The 15,356-nt window shown below is 37.2% G+C and carries 16 protein-coding genes, 1 pseudogene and 1 other annotated feature; of the genes and pseudogenes, 16 read left to right on the top strand and 1 reads right to left on the bottom strand.

Annotated features, from left to right (window positions below; genetic code table 11):
• Nucleotides 1-114 precede the first annotated feature (114 nt).
• The 10 genes from EDD72_RS03185 (at nt 115) to leuS (ending at nt 8,908) form a co-directional block, all read left to right on the top strand.
• A complete protein-coding gene (locus tag EDD72_RS03185; protein ID WP_207893630.1) occupies nt 115-636 on the top strand; it encodes a YqeG family HAD IIIA-type phosphatase in 522 nt (173 codons plus the stop codon).
• The gene (gene yqeH / locus EDD72_RS03180) at nt 637-1,749 is read left to right on the top strand and encodes a ribosome biogenesis GTPase YqeH (protein WP_132767188.1); all 1,113 of its coding nucleotides are present in this window, start codon (nt 637-639) and stop codon (nt 1,747-1,749) included.
• A 22-nt stretch (nt 1,750-1,771) separates the two neighbouring features.
• Nucleotides 1,772-2,632 (top strand): shikimate dehydrogenase, encoded by an 861-nt coding sequence (locus EDD72_RS03175; protein WP_132767187.1) that lies wholly within the window; start codon nt 1,772-1,774, stop codon nt 2,630-2,632.
• Nucleotides 2,632-2,925, top strand: coding sequence for a ribosome assembly RNA-binding protein YhbY (yhbY, locus tag EDD72_RS03170; protein WP_132767186.1), 294 nt, complete (start codon nt 2,632-2,634; stop codon nt 2,923-2,925). The genes EDD72_RS03175 and yhbY overlap by 1 nt, the downstream gene beginning before the upstream one ends.
• A 2-nt stretch (nt 2,926-2,927) precedes the next feature.
• On the top strand, nt 2,928-3,521 hold the full coding sequence (locus EDD72_RS03165; RefSeq protein ID WP_132767185.1) for a nicotinate-nucleotide adenylyltransferase: 594 nt from the start codon (nt 2,928-2,930) through the stop codon (nt 3,519-3,521).
• Nucleotides 3,511-4,077 (top strand): bis(5'-nucleosyl)-tetraphosphatase (symmetrical) YqeK, encoded by a 567-nt coding sequence (yqeK, locus tag EDD72_RS03160; protein ID WP_132767184.1) that lies wholly within the window; start codon nt 3,511-3,513, stop codon nt 4,075-4,077. The genes EDD72_RS03165 and yqeK overlap by 11 nt, the downstream gene beginning before the upstream one ends.
• 27 nt (nt 4,078-4,104) lie before the next feature.
• The gene (rsfS, locus tag EDD72_RS03155) at nt 4,105-4,464 is read left to right on the top strand and encodes a ribosome silencing factor (protein WP_132767183.1); all 360 of its coding nucleotides are present in this window, start codon (nt 4,105-4,107) and stop codon (nt 4,462-4,464) included.
• Nucleotides 4,461-5,357, top strand: coding sequence for a CvfB family protein (locus EDD72_RS03150; RefSeq protein WP_132767182.1), 897 nt, complete (start codon nt 4,461-4,463; stop codon nt 5,355-5,357). The genes rsfS and EDD72_RS03150 overlap by 4 nt, the downstream gene beginning before the upstream one ends.
• Complete coding sequence (locus tag EDD72_RS03145) at nt 5,347-6,093, top strand: class I SAM-dependent DNA methyltransferase (protein WP_132767181.1); 747 nt, start codon at nt 5,347-5,349, stop codon at nt 6,091-6,093. The genes EDD72_RS03150 and EDD72_RS03145 overlap by 11 nt, the downstream gene beginning before the upstream one ends.
• 60 nt (nt 6,094-6,153) lie before the next feature.
• Nucleotides 6,154-6,386 (top strand) — a binding site (T-box leader).
• Between the two features lie 50 nt (nt 6,387-6,436).
• Nucleotides 6,437-8,908 (top strand): leucine--tRNA ligase, encoded by a 2,472-nt coding sequence (gene leuS / locus EDD72_RS03140; protein ID WP_132767180.1) that lies wholly within the window; start codon nt 6,437-6,439, stop codon nt 8,906-8,908.
• A 247-nt stretch (nt 8,909-9,155) separates the two neighbouring features.
• Here the strand turns inward: leuS and EDD72_RS03135 are convergent, their stop codons facing one another.
• Complete coding sequence (locus EDD72_RS03135; RefSeq protein ID WP_165894952.1) at nt 9,156-9,407, bottom strand: DUF2533 family protein; 252 nt, start codon at nt 9,405-9,407, stop codon at nt 9,156-9,158.
• Between the two features lie 52 nt (nt 9,408-9,459).
• Here EDD72_RS03135 and EDD72_RS03130 point away from each other — a divergent pair, with 52 nt between their 5' ends.
• From EDD72_RS03130 to holA, 6 genes and pseudogenes are all read left to right on the top strand, one after another.
• Complete coding sequence (locus tag EDD72_RS03130) at nt 9,460-10,107, top strand: helix-hairpin-helix domain-containing protein (protein ID WP_165894951.1); 648 nt, start codon at nt 9,460-9,462, stop codon at nt 10,105-10,107.
• A 12-nt stretch (nt 10,108-10,119) separates the two neighbouring features.
• A pseudogene (locus tag EDD72_RS03125) lies at nt 10,120-10,314 on the top strand (PLP-dependent transferase); the annotation flags it as partial.
• A gap of 89 nt (nt 10,315-10,403) precedes the next feature.
• Entirely contained in the window at nt 10,404-10,823 is a 420-nt protein-coding gene (locus EDD72_RS03120) for a CoA-binding protein (RefSeq protein ID WP_132767176.1), read from the top strand.
• A 206-nt stretch (nt 10,824-11,029) separates the two neighbouring features.
• A complete protein-coding gene (locus EDD72_RS03115; protein WP_132767175.1) occupies nt 11,030-11,494 on the top strand; it encodes a deoxycytidylate deaminase in 465 nt (154 codons plus the stop codon).
• Entirely contained in the window at nt 11,494-13,950 is a 2,457-nt protein-coding gene (locus EDD72_RS03110) for a DNA internalization-related competence protein ComEC/Rec2 (protein ID WP_132767174.1), read from the top strand. The genes EDD72_RS03115 and EDD72_RS03110 overlap by 1 nt, the downstream gene beginning before the upstream one ends.
• Nucleotides 13,951-14,259: 309 nt before the next feature.
• Nucleotides 14,260-15,255: a DNA polymerase III subunit delta gene (gene holA / locus EDD72_RS03105; RefSeq protein WP_165894950.1), complete on the top strand. Its 996-nt coding sequence runs from the start codon at nt 14,260-14,262 to the stop codon at nt 15,253-15,255.
• Nucleotides 15,256-15,356 lie beyond the last annotated feature (101 nt).

The raw sequence follows: 15,356 nt of genomic DNA, 5'->3' as shown, positions 1-15,356 counted from the left end.
CTATAAAATTTGCTTTAAAACCGATCTTAAATTGCAGACCAAAGGATAAATATGGTATAGTTATTGCCGATATTAGATAATATTGACTTATACTTTTCTTAAGGAGTTTTGTTTGTGCTGTTAAATTATTTTGTACCTGACTTATATGTTCAATCCATTTATCATATTGATCTTGTGGCCCTTAAAAAACGTGGTGTAACTACGATCATTACCGATCTTGATAATACATTAGTAGAAGCAGACTCACCGTACTATACTCCGAAATTAGTCAAATGGTTAGATGATTTGCAGGAGATGGGCTTTAAAGTCATCATTGTGTCGAATAATAATCGAACAAGGGTATCAGAGTTTGCTGATTCCTTAACGGTTCCATATATTCATCAGGCGAAAAAACCAACAAAACGAGCATTTAAACTGGCACTTGAACGACTTCAATCTACTGTAGAAGAAACAGTTGTGATTGGTGATCAATTATTAACTGATGTTTTTGGCGGGAATCGGATGGGGTTATATACCATTCTGGTTGTACCGATTTCACCTAAAGAAAAGCTCGGGACAAAAATTAACCGAGCGATTGAACGGAGAATCATGAATTGGCTAAAACGTCGGAAAATGATACCTTGGGGGGATAAATGAATGACAGAAATCAAATATTGTGAAGGGTGTGGCGCCACACTTCAAACAACAGACCCAACAAAAGTGGGGTATATCCCACCATCTGCATTAGAAAAAGAACATAAAATTTGTCAACGTTGCTTTCGGATAAAAAACTATAATGAAGTGATTCCGCTTCAAATGGATGAGGATGAATTTTTAGAAATTCTTCATTCCATTGGAAACACAGATAGTTTTGTAGTACAAATTGTGGATCTTTTTGACATTGATGGAACCTTAATCGCGGGTTTGCCACGATTTATCGGTAAAAATCCTTATATTCTTGTTGCAAATAAAATTGACTTGTTCCCAAAATCAGTGAATCATCAAAAAATCAAACATTGGTTAAAAAAATATGTGAATGAACACGGACTTTATCCCGAAGAAATTTTTCTTGTGAGTGCTGAAAAAAATATTGGTTTACTCGATGTGATTCGTTATTTAGAACGAGAAAAAGGAAAACGCGATGTGTTTGTCGTTGGAGCTACAAATGTAGGAAAATCATCTTTTATTAATCGCATAATTTCAATAATTAAAGGAAAACATGAACATTTTGCACTTACCACATCGAGATATCCTGGAACGACCTTAAATGTGGTGCGAATCCCTTTCATTGATGGAACTGATATGATCGATACACCAGGAATTGTCAATCATAAACGTTTTAGCGAATGGGTCGATCCGAAATCATTAAAAGCGATTATCCCAAACAAAACGGTAAAGCCAAAGGTATACCAATTAAAAGGCGATCAAACTTTATTTTGGGGCGGTTTAGCCCGAATTGATCAAGTAGGGGAAACAAAGAACAATTTTGTCTGCTATTTAGCCAATGCCATTCCAATTCATCGAACGAAGAGAGTAAATGCCGATGAAATTTATCAAAAACATCTTGGTGAATTACTTCAACCTCCAACACTTAAGGAAGCAAACCAACTGCCACCATTGACCAAACATAGTTTTCGATTTACAGGTCGTAATAAGGTGGATATTGTTATCTCTGGTTTAGGATGGGTCGCTGTTGATGGTGAACCGACGACGATTGACATTTATGTACCAAAAGGGATTGGTGTCCACCTTCGGGAGGCTTTAATTTAAACAGGAATTGAGGGAGATGGAGATGGAAGTTGATAGTCAAACACAATTGATTGGACTAATCGGTCACCCTGTATCTCATTCTAGATCGCCACAGATGCATAATGCTATGTTTCAAAAATTGGGATTAAATTACACTTATTTAGCTTTTGATGTCTTAACCGAGTATTTAAAAGAAGCAATCGAAGGTATGAGAGCATTAAACATCAAGGGGTTCAATGTAACCATTCCTCATAAGGTTAACGTGATGAAGTATCTGGATCAAATTTCGGAAGAAGCTAAACGAATTGGCGCGGTGAATACAATCGTAAACGATAAGGGTCAGTTAATTGGATATAACACGGATGGAGAAGGGTATCTTCGTTCATTGGTGGAAGAAACGGATGTCCAGTTAAAAGGAAAAAGAGTACTGATGATTGGAGCTGGTGGTGCAGCGAGAGCGATTGGTTATACATTGGCTAATACACCGATTGAGCAATTATCCATTATCAATCGAGACCAAAATAAAGCTCATATTTTGCGGAAAGACTTGGAACATTATGCAAAAACAGAAGTATTACCAATGGAACAAATTGAAAAAGGTGTGAAAGAAGCAGATATTATTGTAAACACGACTTCGATTGGGATGTCACCCAATATCGACCAATCGTTAATTGACAAAGAATGGATTCAGCCTCATCAACTTGTCAGTGATATTATTTACAATCCCTTAGAGACAAAACTCATCCATGATGCCAGGTCTCAGGGAGCATCCGTTCATTCAGGACTTGGGATGTTTGTTTATCAAGGGGTTATTGCCTTTGAAAAATGGACAGGTGTGACACCTGATCCTTCCTATATGAAAAAGAAGGTTATTGAATCTATAAATGAGAAAGGAAGAAATTGATGTTAACAGGAAAACAAAAAAGGTACTTACGTTCATTAGCTCATCATCTTGATCCCATCTTCCAAGTAGGAAAAGGTGGAGTAAACGAGAATATGATTAACCAAATCAATGAAGCACTTGAAGCTCGAGAATTGATCAAGGTTTCTGTTCTAAAAAATAGTTTGGAAGAAACAGATGAAGCGGCAGATGCCATTGTGAAGGGAACAAATGCAGAGCTTGTTCAGATTATTGGTCATACGATCGTGCTCTATAAAGAATCGAAAGAGAATAAAACAATTGAATTGCCGAGGTAACGATGAAAAAAGTAGGGATACTTGGAGGAACCTTTGATCCGCTTCATATTGTCCATTTCATCATGGCTGATCAATCTCTTTTTTATGGGGGATTAGATGAAATTTGGTTCATGCCAGCCTATATCCCACCCCATAAGCAAAGTCGATCGATTACATCAGCTGATCAGAGAATAGAAATGGTAAAAAGAGCAATTCAGAATGAACCTCAATATCGGCTATGCACGATTGAATTGGAACGAAATGGCCCTTCTTATACTTTAGAAACGATAAAGGAACTGCAATCAAGATATCCAGATATTTCTTTTTCTTTCATTATTGGTGGAGATATGATTCAGTATTTGCCAAAATGGTACGGGATTGAGGAATTATTATCACTGATTCAATTTATCGGCTTACCGCGGCCTGGTTATTCTTTGGTTCCTCGTACGGAAAGGGAAAAACAAATTATCGATCAAGTGAAAATCATTCCAATGCCACAATTAGAGATTTCCTCAACTTTAATTCGTCATTGGGTAAAGGAAGGCAGACCACTCCGTTATCTCGTTCCTGTTGCTGTGGAACAATATATAAAGGAGAACCATTTATATGAAGATTGATCTAGAGTATTTAAAAGCAGAGTTAAAAAAAGAGGTAACTGAACATCGTTATATCCACTCACTTGGCGTGGCTGATACAGCCAAACGCTTAGCACAAATTTATCAAGCGGACTCATCCAAAGCAGTAATTGCTGGGATTCTTCATGACTTTACCAAATTTTGGCCAAAAGAAGAGTTAGCCAAACGGATTAGAGAAAGTAAGGAATTAGCTCAAGATTTGTTAGATTATAATGCAGAACTCTGGCATGGCCCAGTTGCCTCGGTTGTGATTCAAGAATGGTTTGATATTCGGGATGAGGAAATAATCATGGCCATCCGTTACCATACCTCAGGACGGGAGCAAATGTCACTGTTAGAAAAAATCGTTTGTTTAGCTGATTATATTGAACCATCACGCCAGTTTCCCGGTGTAGATGAAATTCGGAAAATCGCTGAACAAGATTTAGATGAAGCGTTGCAAGTGGCTTTTGATGGAACGATTCAATTTTTAATTCAAAAGAAGATGAAAATATATCCCTTAACTGTAAAAGCAAGAAATGATCTATTGAAGGAATAATAACTATGAAAGAATGGAGGAAAGCAGATGGAACAGTCTATATTAGATATTGCGAAATTGGCCGCAAAAATTGCTTCCGACAAAAAAGCAAAAGATGTCGTTGTTCTTGAAATAAAAGGGTTATCTGTGATCGCCGACTATTTCGTCATCTGTAGCGGGAATTCAGAGACACAAGTTCAAGCCATCGCGAATGAGATTAAAGATAAAATGGAAGAACAGCAGATTGAAGTAAAGGGTTGGGAAGGTATGGATCAGGCAAGATGGGTCTTGATCGATCTAGGTGATGTCGTGGTGCATGTATTCCATAAAGATGAACGGGAATTTTATAATTTAGAGCGTTTATGGAGAGACGCTCCAGTCATTGAAGTAGAAGGAGTCGTAGAATGAGTTTAAAAGCGGGTACATATGAGGTTTTAGCAGTAGAACGTGAATCGCCGTTTGGTTATTTTTTAAGCAATGGTCATGAAGATGTTCTTCTTCATCATTCAGAAACCAATCAACAAGAACTAAAAATCGGTGAGGAAATAAAGGTATTTCTCTACAATGATCATAAAGGTCGAATTGCAGCTACCCTGCAAACACCGAAGTTAGTCTTTGGGGACGTTGGCTTTCTAGAAGTAACAGGTTTTCAACCCAAGGTCGGCTATTTTTTGGATAATGGTATTGGCAAGGACGTTCTATTGCCGATCAGCGAATTACCAAAAGAAAGAAAACTTTGGCCGAACCTTGGTGATCGATTATTGGTTACATTTAACTATGATAAACAAGGGCGACTACTTGCAGAATTGGTTGTGGATGAACTGAAGATCAACCAATACATAACCAAGCAACGTGAAATCGATCACAACAAGACTAAGCTTCTAAAACAAAACCAAACTGTAAAAGGAATTGTAATTCATCATTTCAGTGTTGGAGCATTGGTTTTAACGGATACAAATCATCTTGGCTTTATTCACCGTTCAGTACAAATCAAGGAGTTACGTTTAGGAGAACAGGTCGAAGCGAGAGTAGCGTTTATTCGCGAAGATGGAAAAGTGAACTTGTCCATGAGACCATTAAAAGAAGTTGGTAGAATCGAAGATGCAGAAAGAATATTGCAGTATCTAAAAGAACGTGGTGGTGCAATGCCTTATTGGGACAAGACTCCCCCAGAAATATTGATGGAAAAATTTCATCTTAGCAAAGCTGCATTTAAACGAGCTATGGGAAAGTTAATGAAGGATGGTCTAGTTTATCAAGAGGAAGGGTGGACATATTTAAAAGAAAATCATGATGTATAATCGGTTTGCTTATATTTACGACGTATTGATGAAAGATGCTCCTTATGAGGAATGGATTCGATTTACAGAAGAGATTATCGATCAGTATCAAATCAATCCGAATCAGATCATTGATTTGGGATGTGGTACAGGCAGTATAGCGATTCCTTTAGCAAAAAAGGGATATCAGATGATTGGTATCGATTTATCTGAAGAAATGCTTTCGATCGCTTATGATAAAATGATGGATCAACATCTACAGTTTCCGCTTCTTCAACAAGACATGAGGGAACTTGAACTACAAAATCAAGCAGAGTTGATCATCAGATATTGTGATTCCTTAAATTATCTAATTGGCTTAGATTATCTAAGACAAACCTTTGTACGAGTGAATCAACATCTAAAAAAGAAGGGATTTTTTGTTTTTGATCTGCATTCTCCTTATAAACTGACTCATATATTTGCTAATCAAACCTTTGCGTGGAACGAAGATGATATCTCCGTGATTTGGGAAACAACAGTGGATCTGGAACAATTGATTGTGGAACATGAGCTTACTTTTTTTGTCGAGCAAGATGATGAATGTTATCAAAAGTTTGAAGAAACACATGTTCAACAAACCTACCCAATTGAAAAAGTGAAACAACTCTTAGAAGAAACAGGATTTGAACTTCTCACAACTTATGGCGATTTTCAATTAGAACCAGTTAGGGATACGACCGAGAGGATTTTTTATATTGCACAAAAACATAGATGAGCAACTATTGACAATTGGTACAAAAGTTTCATATAATCATAACTAAAATTAAGAACTAGTATAAAAGTAATGAGAAGGATTAGTAACAGGATGATTGATTTGATAGAGAGTCGGGTTTGGTGGAAACCGATAAGTCAACGCTTGTGAACTCACCTTTAAACTGTAGAAGGGAAATCAGTACTTTCTATCGTATTATCTGCGTTAAAGATCTCGAGTGGTATTGTCATCATGACGATGAGAATATCATTAGGGTGGTACCACGGGAATGTTTTTACTAACCTCTCGTCCCTAGCAGTTGAGCTTTGGGGTGGGAGGTTTTATTATATTTTAGGAGGTTTTCAGCATGAGTGAACAGGTTTATCAACCTGGGAAGATTGAGAAAAAGTGGCAACAAATCTGGGAAGAAAATGATGCGAATAAGACAAACGAGGATATGGCAAAACCAAAATATTATACACTGGAGCAATTCCCTTATCCTTCTGGTGAAGGTTTACATATGGGTCATGTTCGCGTCTATACAATCGGTGATGTGATCGCTCGTTTTAAACGAATGAAAGGATATCAAGTTCTTCATCCAATGGGTGCAGATGCGTTTGGTCTTCCTGCCGAGAATGCAGCGATTCAAAGAGGGGTCAACCCACGGGAATGGACATTAAAGAATATGGAGCGGATTCGCACCGAACAGAAGCGTCTGGGTGTATCCTATGATTGGGATCGTTATGTGGGGACTTGCCTTCCAGACTATTATAAATGGACGCAATGGCTGTTCTTGCTATTCTATGAGCGTGGCTTAGCTTATAAAAAACAAGCAGCAGTCAACTGGTGCCCAACTTGTAATACGGTTCTCGCCAATGAACAAGTGGAAGATGGAAAGTGCTGGCGTTGTGATAGCGAAGTGACTAAAAAAGAACTGAATCAATGGTTCTTTAAAATTACGGACTATGCTGAGCGGTTACTTCAAGACCTTGACCAATTGGATGGGTGGCCAGATAAAGTAAAAATGATGCAACGCAACTGGATTGGAAAGAGTGAAGGGGCAGAAGTCGTCTTTACTGTTCCAACTCTTAACGATAAAAAGATCTCTGTTTTCACTACTCGTCCAGACACCTTATATGGAGTCACCTATATGGTTCTAGCACCTGAGCATCCGTTGGTTCCACAATTGATTGCCGGGAAAGAGAATGAGCAAACCATTCTAGACTTTATTGAAGACTTAAAGAAAGTAAATGAAATCACTCGGACTTCCACAGAAGAAGAAAAAGTGGGTTATTTCACAGGTTCTTATGCGAGACATCCATTAACAGGAGAAGATGTACCAATTTGGGTAGCCAACTATGTGTTGATGGATTATGGTACAGGGGCTGTTATGGGGGTTCCCGCTCATGATGAGAGAGACTTCTTATTTGCAAAGAAATATAACCTTCCGATCAAGATTGTTGTTCAAAATCAAGAAGGTTTTCCACGATCGGTGGAAGAAATGGATGGAGCTTTTACAGAAGACGGAACACTTGTCCATTCTGATCGTTTCAATGGCTTACCAAACCGCGAAGCAATTCAGACTATCGCTAAATATTTGGAAGAAATCGGGAAAGGGAAACCAACTGTTTCTTACCGTTTAAGAGATTGGCTTATTTCACGCCAACGTTATTGGGGTACCCCAATTCCTATGGTCTATTGTGATACATGTGGCGTGGTACCAGTACCAGTAGACCAGTTGCCTGTGCTCCTACCAGAGGACGTGATTTTTAATGGAAAAGATAATCCATTAACCACATCCGAGTCGTTTGTTCATACTACATGTCCAAAATGTGGCGGCCATGCACATCGGGAAACAGATACCATGGATACCTTTATTGATTCTTCTTGGTACTATTTCCGATATGCAAGTCCTCATGAAGAGACCAAACCGTTTGACTCCAAACAAGTGAATAAGTGGTTGCCTGTTGATGAATATATTGGTGGAATTGAACACGCAGTCCTACATTTACTCTACTCACGATTCTTTACAAAAGTATTGTATGATGCAGGATTAATTTCATTCCAAGAACCTTTTAAATCTCTATTAACGCAAGGGATGGTTCTTAAGGATGGGGCAAAGATGTCAAAATCCAAAGGGAATGTAGTGAGTCCAAATGAAATCATCGAGAAATATGGGGCTGACACAGGACGTCTCTTTATCCTCTTTGCGGCTCCACCAGATCGTGACCTCGATTGGAGTGATTCTGGAGTAGAAGGAAGCCATCGTTTCTTAAATCGTGTTTGGAGAATGGTTCAACAAAATCTTGAGACCCTCACTGCGAATCCAGAGGTTAAAGTCGAAACCGATGCCGAAAAAGAACTTCGTCGGATGATCAATGTTACGATCAAACGGGTAACGGAAGATATTGATCTAAGAAACAACTTCAACACTGCGATTTCTGCAATCATGGAGTTCGTCAACAAGATTCATAGCTATCCAGAGGATGGAAACAAGGGACTCTTTAAACAAGCAATTGAAACAGTGGTGATCTTGCTTGCACCAATGACTCCACATATCACTGAAGAATTGTGGCAAATGATGGGGCATGACTCTAGTGTTCACCAACAAGAGTGGCCAACCTACAATGAAGAATATTTGGTACTTGATGAAGTGGAAATCGCCATTCAAATCAATGGCAAGATTCGTGGAAAAATGGTGGTTCCAACCTCTTCAAGCAAAGAAGAGATTGAGAAACTTGTCCTTGCAGATGAACGTCTAAATGAATGGACACAAGGAAAATCAATCAAGAAAGTGATCGTCGTTTTAGGCAAGTTAGTCAATATTGTCGTGGGATAAAAGGGAATAAGTTATGGGACAAAAATAGCTGCCGAGAATTTCTCGGCAGTTATTTTTATTTCTGTTTAACTGTTACGTAGTAAAATTTATTTTCATGAGTAACAAAAAGAATGGTTTTTTTGTTGTTTTTCATATTTGTAATAGGAGCGCGTTGGAATATACAAACCTATTTTTATATGAAATGGAATTGATTGAAGGATTTGTTCAAATATTATCGAAATAATTAATAGATTCCGAATTATTTCGATTAGTTCATAAAAGACTCAAACATCTCAATCGTCACAATTTTTCTAGTTGGTAGTTGATTTTTCACGGCAAACTCATTCATTTTTTGCGTCCATTGGTTGAGAGGAGCTAAGTCGATTGGTTTGCCAGCTTGATAATCTGCGACCAATTTGTCAATGATTGCCTCACGTTGTTGATCCATTTTCTTATAGGTTTCAATTGCTTTTACTTTTTCATTTACTTTTTTGGAAATTTCTAAATGAACACTAGCCAATGTAAACACCTCGGTTCATCAATCGATTTCAAATTTAGAAAGGATGGTAACGGTGGATCTAATTTCAAAGTTTCACTTCACGAAAAGAGAAAAAATCTTTATTATTCTATTTATTATGGCCCTCTTGTTTGGAATAAGTCAATATATCTCTTCCAAACAAGAAGATCCGCCACCATTTAGAGACCAAGCAAAAGACGCGTCAAATGCTATTTCGAGTAAAACCGAATCAGAGAAAACAAATTCGGAAGAGATTGTGGTTGATGTCAAAGGTGCAGTCATGAAACCAGGGATCTATCATCTGAAAAATAATGCAAGATTACAAGATGTTCTTGAACTTGCAGGAGGAACTTTACCTACCGCTGATTTAAACCAAGTGAATTTAGCTTTAAAGTTAAAGGATGAAATGGTGGTCTATATTCCGGTAAAAGGAGAAGAAGTAGGAACTAAAATCATTAGTCAAACAGCAGGTAGCGGGATCACAACCAATCCTTCAAATCAAACCTCTAGTAAAATCAATATTAATACGGCCGATGAAGCGCAATTAATGGAATTAGATGGAATTGGAGCAACGAGGGCCAAGGCAATCATTGAATATCGTCAACAAAATGGCCCCTTTCAAAAAATTGAAGATCTCATGAATGTGTCTGGCATCGGTGAAAAAACATTCGAAAAATTAAAAGAAAAAATTTCGGTACATTAATCCAATCTTGTGATCTTTACCCATGTCGCTAATGTAGGAGACGTACATTCATTGGTGATTCATCCTGCGAGTACGACACATCAACAGCTTACAGATGATGAGAAAATCGCCGCAGGTGTACCTAACGATCTCATTCGTGTATCGGTTGGGATTGAAGATATTGATGATTTATTGGCAGATTTGGATCAAGCTTTAACTGCTATATAACCTTGGTATAAAGAAATGCGATGTTAGTTAAACTATTGACGTACTCTTTGATATCCATTAATGTTGACTTAGATGAAAGGGGGAAAATTATGAGTCGTTTAACTACAGATGAACAAATAAAAAGCTTATTAAAAGAATCCAAGCGGATTGCAATTGTTGGACTATCTAACAAACCTGATCGTGACAGTTATAAGGTAGCAGAGTATTTGAACAACCAAGGATATGAGGTCATCCCTGTCAATCCAACGATTGATGAAGTTCTAGGAAAAAAAGCAGTAGGTTCTTTAAAGGAGATTGAAGGTCAAGTTGATATCGTTGATGTATTTCGTAGACCTGATCAAGTGATGCCAATTGCAGAAGAAGCGGTTCAAATTGGAGCTAAGGCAATCTGGTTCCAATTAGAGGTTGTGAATGAAGAAGCTGCGAACTTTGCTTCTGAAAAAGGTTTAAAAGTTGTGATGGATAAGTGTATCAAGATTGAACATAAGCGTTTATTTAAATCAGAATAGGATCATCGATAGGGGTTCATTGAAACGAACCCTTATTTTTTTAAAGGTAATGGGATAATCTTTTATTTCTTTGGATAATTTTGATATGGAATCCTACAAGCTAATGGCGAAGCGAATTTTTTTCTTGACAAGCTCTTATTTTAAAGAAAACAATAGGAGTGTAATACAATGAAAGGAATTCGTTTAACGAAGGTGAGGGAAGGGAATTGGGTTCACATTACCGTAAAAGTTGGGATGAGTATTTTATGGATCTGGCTTTTACTGTTGCTGAAAGAGCGACTTGTCCTAGAAGACATGTAGGAGCGATCTTGGTAAAAGATAAAAAATTAATGGGTACGGGTTATAATGGAAGTCCATCAGGAGTAGCGGATTGTTATGAACAAGGTTGTCTGATTGAACATTATCATGAGAATGGTGAAGAGAAAGAAAGATGTATCCGAACGATTCATGCGGAGGTCAATTTGATGTTGTTCACGGATCGGGCAGACCGTGAAGGAGCAACTGTATTCGTTACCGATTCCCCTTGCTATAATTGCGCTAAGATGCTGGCGAATAGTGGAATTAAAGAAGTCGTTTATGAACGGAAATATGAAAAGGATTTACCAAAGGTAACAGAATTATTTAAAGAAGCCAATATTACTTTCCGCCAATATGAAAGAGAGAATAAATAATGGATTTGGTACGTCATTTTTATAAACTTAAGGCACCACTTATTCTTTTATCTTTGGTTTGGGCTATTGGCTTGTTACTTGGTAGAGATGCAGAGGTGTCATGGATCAAACTGATGATAGGAATTTTGCTCAGTTTGGTCTTTTTTCTATTTTCTCTTTATTTCTATTACCGCAGATCTAATCTCTGGTTCGTTTTCTTACTCTTCACATTTCTCTACGCTGGATTTAATTATATGCTTGCGTATCAGAGTCAACATCAAACGCAATTACCTGAAGATATGGTGGGGAAAAGGCTAGGTATCCGAGGTTTTCTTGCCTCAGAACCGGTTATTGATGGTAAATTGGTAAAATTTCAAGTTCAACCATTCTCCTATCAATGGCAGCTACAAGAAAAAAGGATTCAAACAAAAGAAAAGTTAATCGTCAATCTATACTTAAAAAAAGAAACCGATCAAGAAAAAGTGAGAAAATGGGCAAATGGGATGGGTATCACCTTTTACGGGATCTTAGAAAAGCCCTCTCCAGCCAGAAATCCTGGCCAATTTGATTATTCGCGATATTTGGCAAATCAAAATGTGTATTGGCAGATTGCGATTTCTGACCTAGGCAATGTCCAAGTTTCTCAACGAATTTCGATTACATATGTGTTCTATCTTTTGCAAAACCAGTTTTCCCAACTCTTTGACAGATATTTAACGGATCCTCAATCTGGTTTTATGAAAAGCTTAATCTTGGGTAATCGTCATGATCTTTCTAGCGAGATTAGGGATAGTTTCTCTACGTTAGGACTAAGCCACATTATTGCTATTTCCGGACTCCATTTAACCATTTTAACTTTGATCTTATCTTGGTTGTTAGCGAATTTAGGCCTATCTAGGGAAAAAAGAGGGATGATAACAGGGATTTTCTTGGTTAGTTATATGTTCTTGGTTGGTGCAAGCGCTTCAGTAATTCGAGCAACCCTGATGTCTTTGGTCACGCTTTATGGACTTACTTTTCGTAAATCTTTTCTCTCGCTACAATCGATTGGCATTACCTTTCTCTTAATGACCTTATATAATCCCAAATGGATTTATGATGTGGGATTTCAATTATCGTTTGTCGTTACTTTTTTTCTGATTTGGGGATATCCGAAAGTTGAAACGATGTTAAGAGACAAGGTTCCTTCGTTACTTCTTTCAACAATCGCGATCTTAATCATCACCCAACTAGCATCATTCCCACTACTTTTCTATCATTTCCATCAGTACTCATTACTTTCATGGTTTGCAAACTTACTATTTGTACCGATTTTTAGTTTTGCTATTCTTCCAATGGGGTTACTTCTATTAGTATTAGGTTTATTTCATCTTCCATTTGCCATTTGGATTGGCCAAGTCTTAGATTTTTTATTGAAGATTCTTTTTAAGGTAATTGCTGATTTAAGCAAATTAAACGGATTTGAAGTGTATCACCATTATTCATGGTGGATAGTTGTTCTGCTATATTGTATTTTGATTTGGTGGTTGATCAGAAGAGAAATCAGAGATTCTTTCATCTCTTATCGTGTGAAAAGATATCTATTTTTCTTTGAAAAAGTTTTCCTTATTCTTAGCATCGGCTTGTGGTTCGGATTTATTCTTTTATCTCCTGAAGAAGCACGTGTGACGATGATCGATGTGGGTCAGGGGGATAGTTTTTTGATTGAATCCCCTCAAGGGAAATCTATCTTAATTGATAGTGGTGGGACATTATCTTTTACAAAGGAATCAGAATGGGAAAAAAGAAGGGATCCTTTCCAAGTTGGAGAAGACATCGTTCTCCCCTATTTACACGACCAAGAGATCAAAGTTTTAGATTATGCCGTTTTAACTCATGAAGATGCTGATCACCTAGAAGGATATCTTGCACTTGTCGATCAAATTCCCATTCGTTGGTTTATTGTAGGGGAAGGATTTCCTAGAACAGAGTTAGGAGAAGAGTTATATACCAAATTAAATCAAAAGCAAATTCCAATCAAAGTTGTAAAAAAAGGGGAATCTCATCTTTCTCTCGATCAAAATTCGACAATCACGTTTCTTTCACTTGGTTTACGACCAGAAGAAAAAGAAAATAATCAATCTTTGATTACCTATGTCAAACTCTATCAAACTCAATTTCTTTTTATGGGGGATCTTGAACAAAAAGGGGAAAACCAATTAATTCAAAACTACTCTCTTTCTACTGTTGATTTTTTGAAAGTCGGACATCATGGGAGTCAAACTTCTACTACTCCAACATTATTAGATCATTTACACCCAAGGGAAGCACTCATCTCTGTGGGTATGCATAATCGTTATGGTCATCCCTCTGAGGAAGTCATTTCACGTTTAAAAGAGAATCAGATTGATATTTGGCGCACCGATCAAGATGGAGCGATTATTGTTCATGTGAATCCAAAAGGGTATGAAATTGAAAAAACTTTGCGTAAAAAATAATCTAGAAATTCGTCACACATTTTAAAAAAACTTCGTATAGTGTAATACAACAACTGCTTCCCGCCCAATTGGGAAGTTCCTAGGCCTTTCCATTGGGCGTTTACATAATTGTGAATAGGGCAATATCAGGAAACAACCCCCTATACCTGGGGGTTTTATTATGTAAGTAAGTATAAGATTTTGGGAGTGTAATGTACACGAACAACGGAGCGTGTTGGAATATACAAACCTATTTTGATTGATTTTGTCTAGAACGATGGAAGTTTTACCGATATAATGGACGTGGGATTGAAATTGAAGGAGGAGCTTATGCCAAAATCATCGATCTACCTTTTTTATGGATTAGAATCCTATTTAATCGAACAGAAAATTGAGCAAATCATTCATCAACGGCTTCCATTTGAGGAGAGAGAGATGAATTTGATCACCTATGATTTACAAGTAACACCGATCGAAGAAGTGATTCAAGAAGCGGAAACATTGCCTTTTCTTTCGGAACATAAAGTTGTGATCGCGAAAAATGCCTATTTCCTTACGGGGCAAAAAGCAAATACAAAGGTGGAACATGAGATCGAGAGTTTGGAACGGTTTTTAGAAAACCCTGTTGATTACAGTACTCTAATTTTGACTGTGTTTTCTGAAAAATTAGATGAAAGGAAAAAAATCACAAAAATATTGAAACAAGCTGCCACGGTAGAATCCTTTGCAACATTAAAAGGAAAAGAATTAGCAGATTGGATTCATAAAATTGCACAAACTGAAGGGATCGAAATAAGTTCTGACGCAGCCCAATTCTTGATCTATACGGTTGGAGAAGAACTTCAGATCCTTAACCAAGAGATAAAAAAAATGGCCCTATATGTAGGAAAAGGGGGTAAAATTGACCAAAAAGTTGTGAAAGAATTAACGGCTCGAACATTAGAACAAAATGTTTTTTCTTTAGTTGAACAAGTAGCCAATCTTGAAATCGACCAAGCGATAAGGATGCTCTATGATCTATTAAAAAATAAAGAAGAACCGATTAAAATCGTCGCACTTTTAGCCAAACAATTTCGGCTAATGCTATTTGCTAAAGAGTTATCGCAAAAAGGCTATTCCAATCAGCAAATCGGTAATCATATCGGGGTACATCCGTATGCGGTACAACTAGCACTTCAGCAAGGTCGAGGATTTAGCGAGCAGGAATTAAAAGGGATTATCAAGAAATTAGCGGAAATGGACTTTGAAATGAAAACGGGTAAAAAAGATAAAGTTTTGGCTTTGGAGTTATTTTTACTTTCTTTAACTAGAATGAAAAGTAAATGAAATAAAAATTTGAATGTAAGTATGTAAGGTTTGTGATTTGCAATCACAGACCTTTTTATTATCAAAAAATTTAAAAAGAAAAAAATAAAAATATTCAAAAT

It is taken from the genome of Tepidibacillus fermentans (assembly GCF_004342885.1).
Classification (GTDB): Bacteria; Bacillota; Bacilli; order Tepidibacillales; family Tepidibacillaceae; genus Tepidibacillus; species Tepidibacillus fermentans.
Note: the sequence above shows the minus strand (reverse complement) of the source record. Positions and strands in the feature narration are given on the sequence as shown.

Excerpts from the sequence above, each read along its gene's own strand:
- leuS (WP_132767180.1), top strand. The coding sequence starts at position 6,437 with ATGAGTGAACAGGTTTATCAACCTGGGAAGATTGAGAAAAAGTGGCAA.
- EDD72_RS03175 (WP_132767187.1), top strand. The coding sequence starts at position 1,772 with ATGGAAGTTGATAGTCAAACACAATTGATTGGACTAATCGGTCACCCT.
- yqeK (WP_132767184.1), top strand. The coding sequence starts at position 3,511 with ATGAAGATTGATCTAGAGTATTTAAAAGCAGAGTTAAAAAAAGAGGTA.
- yqeH (WP_132767188.1), top strand. The coding sequence starts at position 637 with ATGACAGAAATCAAATATTGTGAAGGGTGTGGCGCCACACTTCAAACA.
- yhbY (WP_132767186.1), top strand. The coding sequence starts at position 2,632 with ATGTTAACAGGAAAACAAAAAAGGTACTTACGTTCATTAGCTCATCAT.
- EDD72_RS03150 (WP_132767182.1), top strand. The coding sequence starts at position 4,461 with ATGAGTTTAAAAGCGGGTACATATGAGGTTTTAGCAGTAGAACGTGAA.
- holA (WP_165894950.1), top strand. The coding sequence starts at position 14,260 with ATGCCAAAATCATCGATCTACCTTTTTTATGGATTAGAATCCTATTTA.
- EDD72_RS03145 (WP_132767181.1), top strand. The coding sequence starts at position 5,347 with ATGATGTATAATCGGTTTGCTTATATTTACGACGTATTGATGAAAGAT.
- EDD72_RS03165 (WP_132767185.1), top strand. The coding sequence starts at position 2,928 with ATGAAAAAAGTAGGGATACTTGGAGGAACCTTTGATCCGCTTCATATT.
- EDD72_RS03110 (WP_132767174.1), top strand. The coding sequence starts at position 11,494 with ATGGATTTGGTACGTCATTTTTATAAACTTAAGGCACCACTTATTCTT.
- rsfS (WP_132767183.1), top strand. The coding sequence starts at position 4,105 with ATGGAACAGTCTATATTAGATATTGCGAAATTGGCCGCAAAAATTGCT.
- EDD72_RS03120 (WP_132767176.1), top strand. The coding sequence starts at position 10,404 with ATGAGTCGTTTAACTACAGATGAACAAATAAAAAGCTTATTAAAAGAA.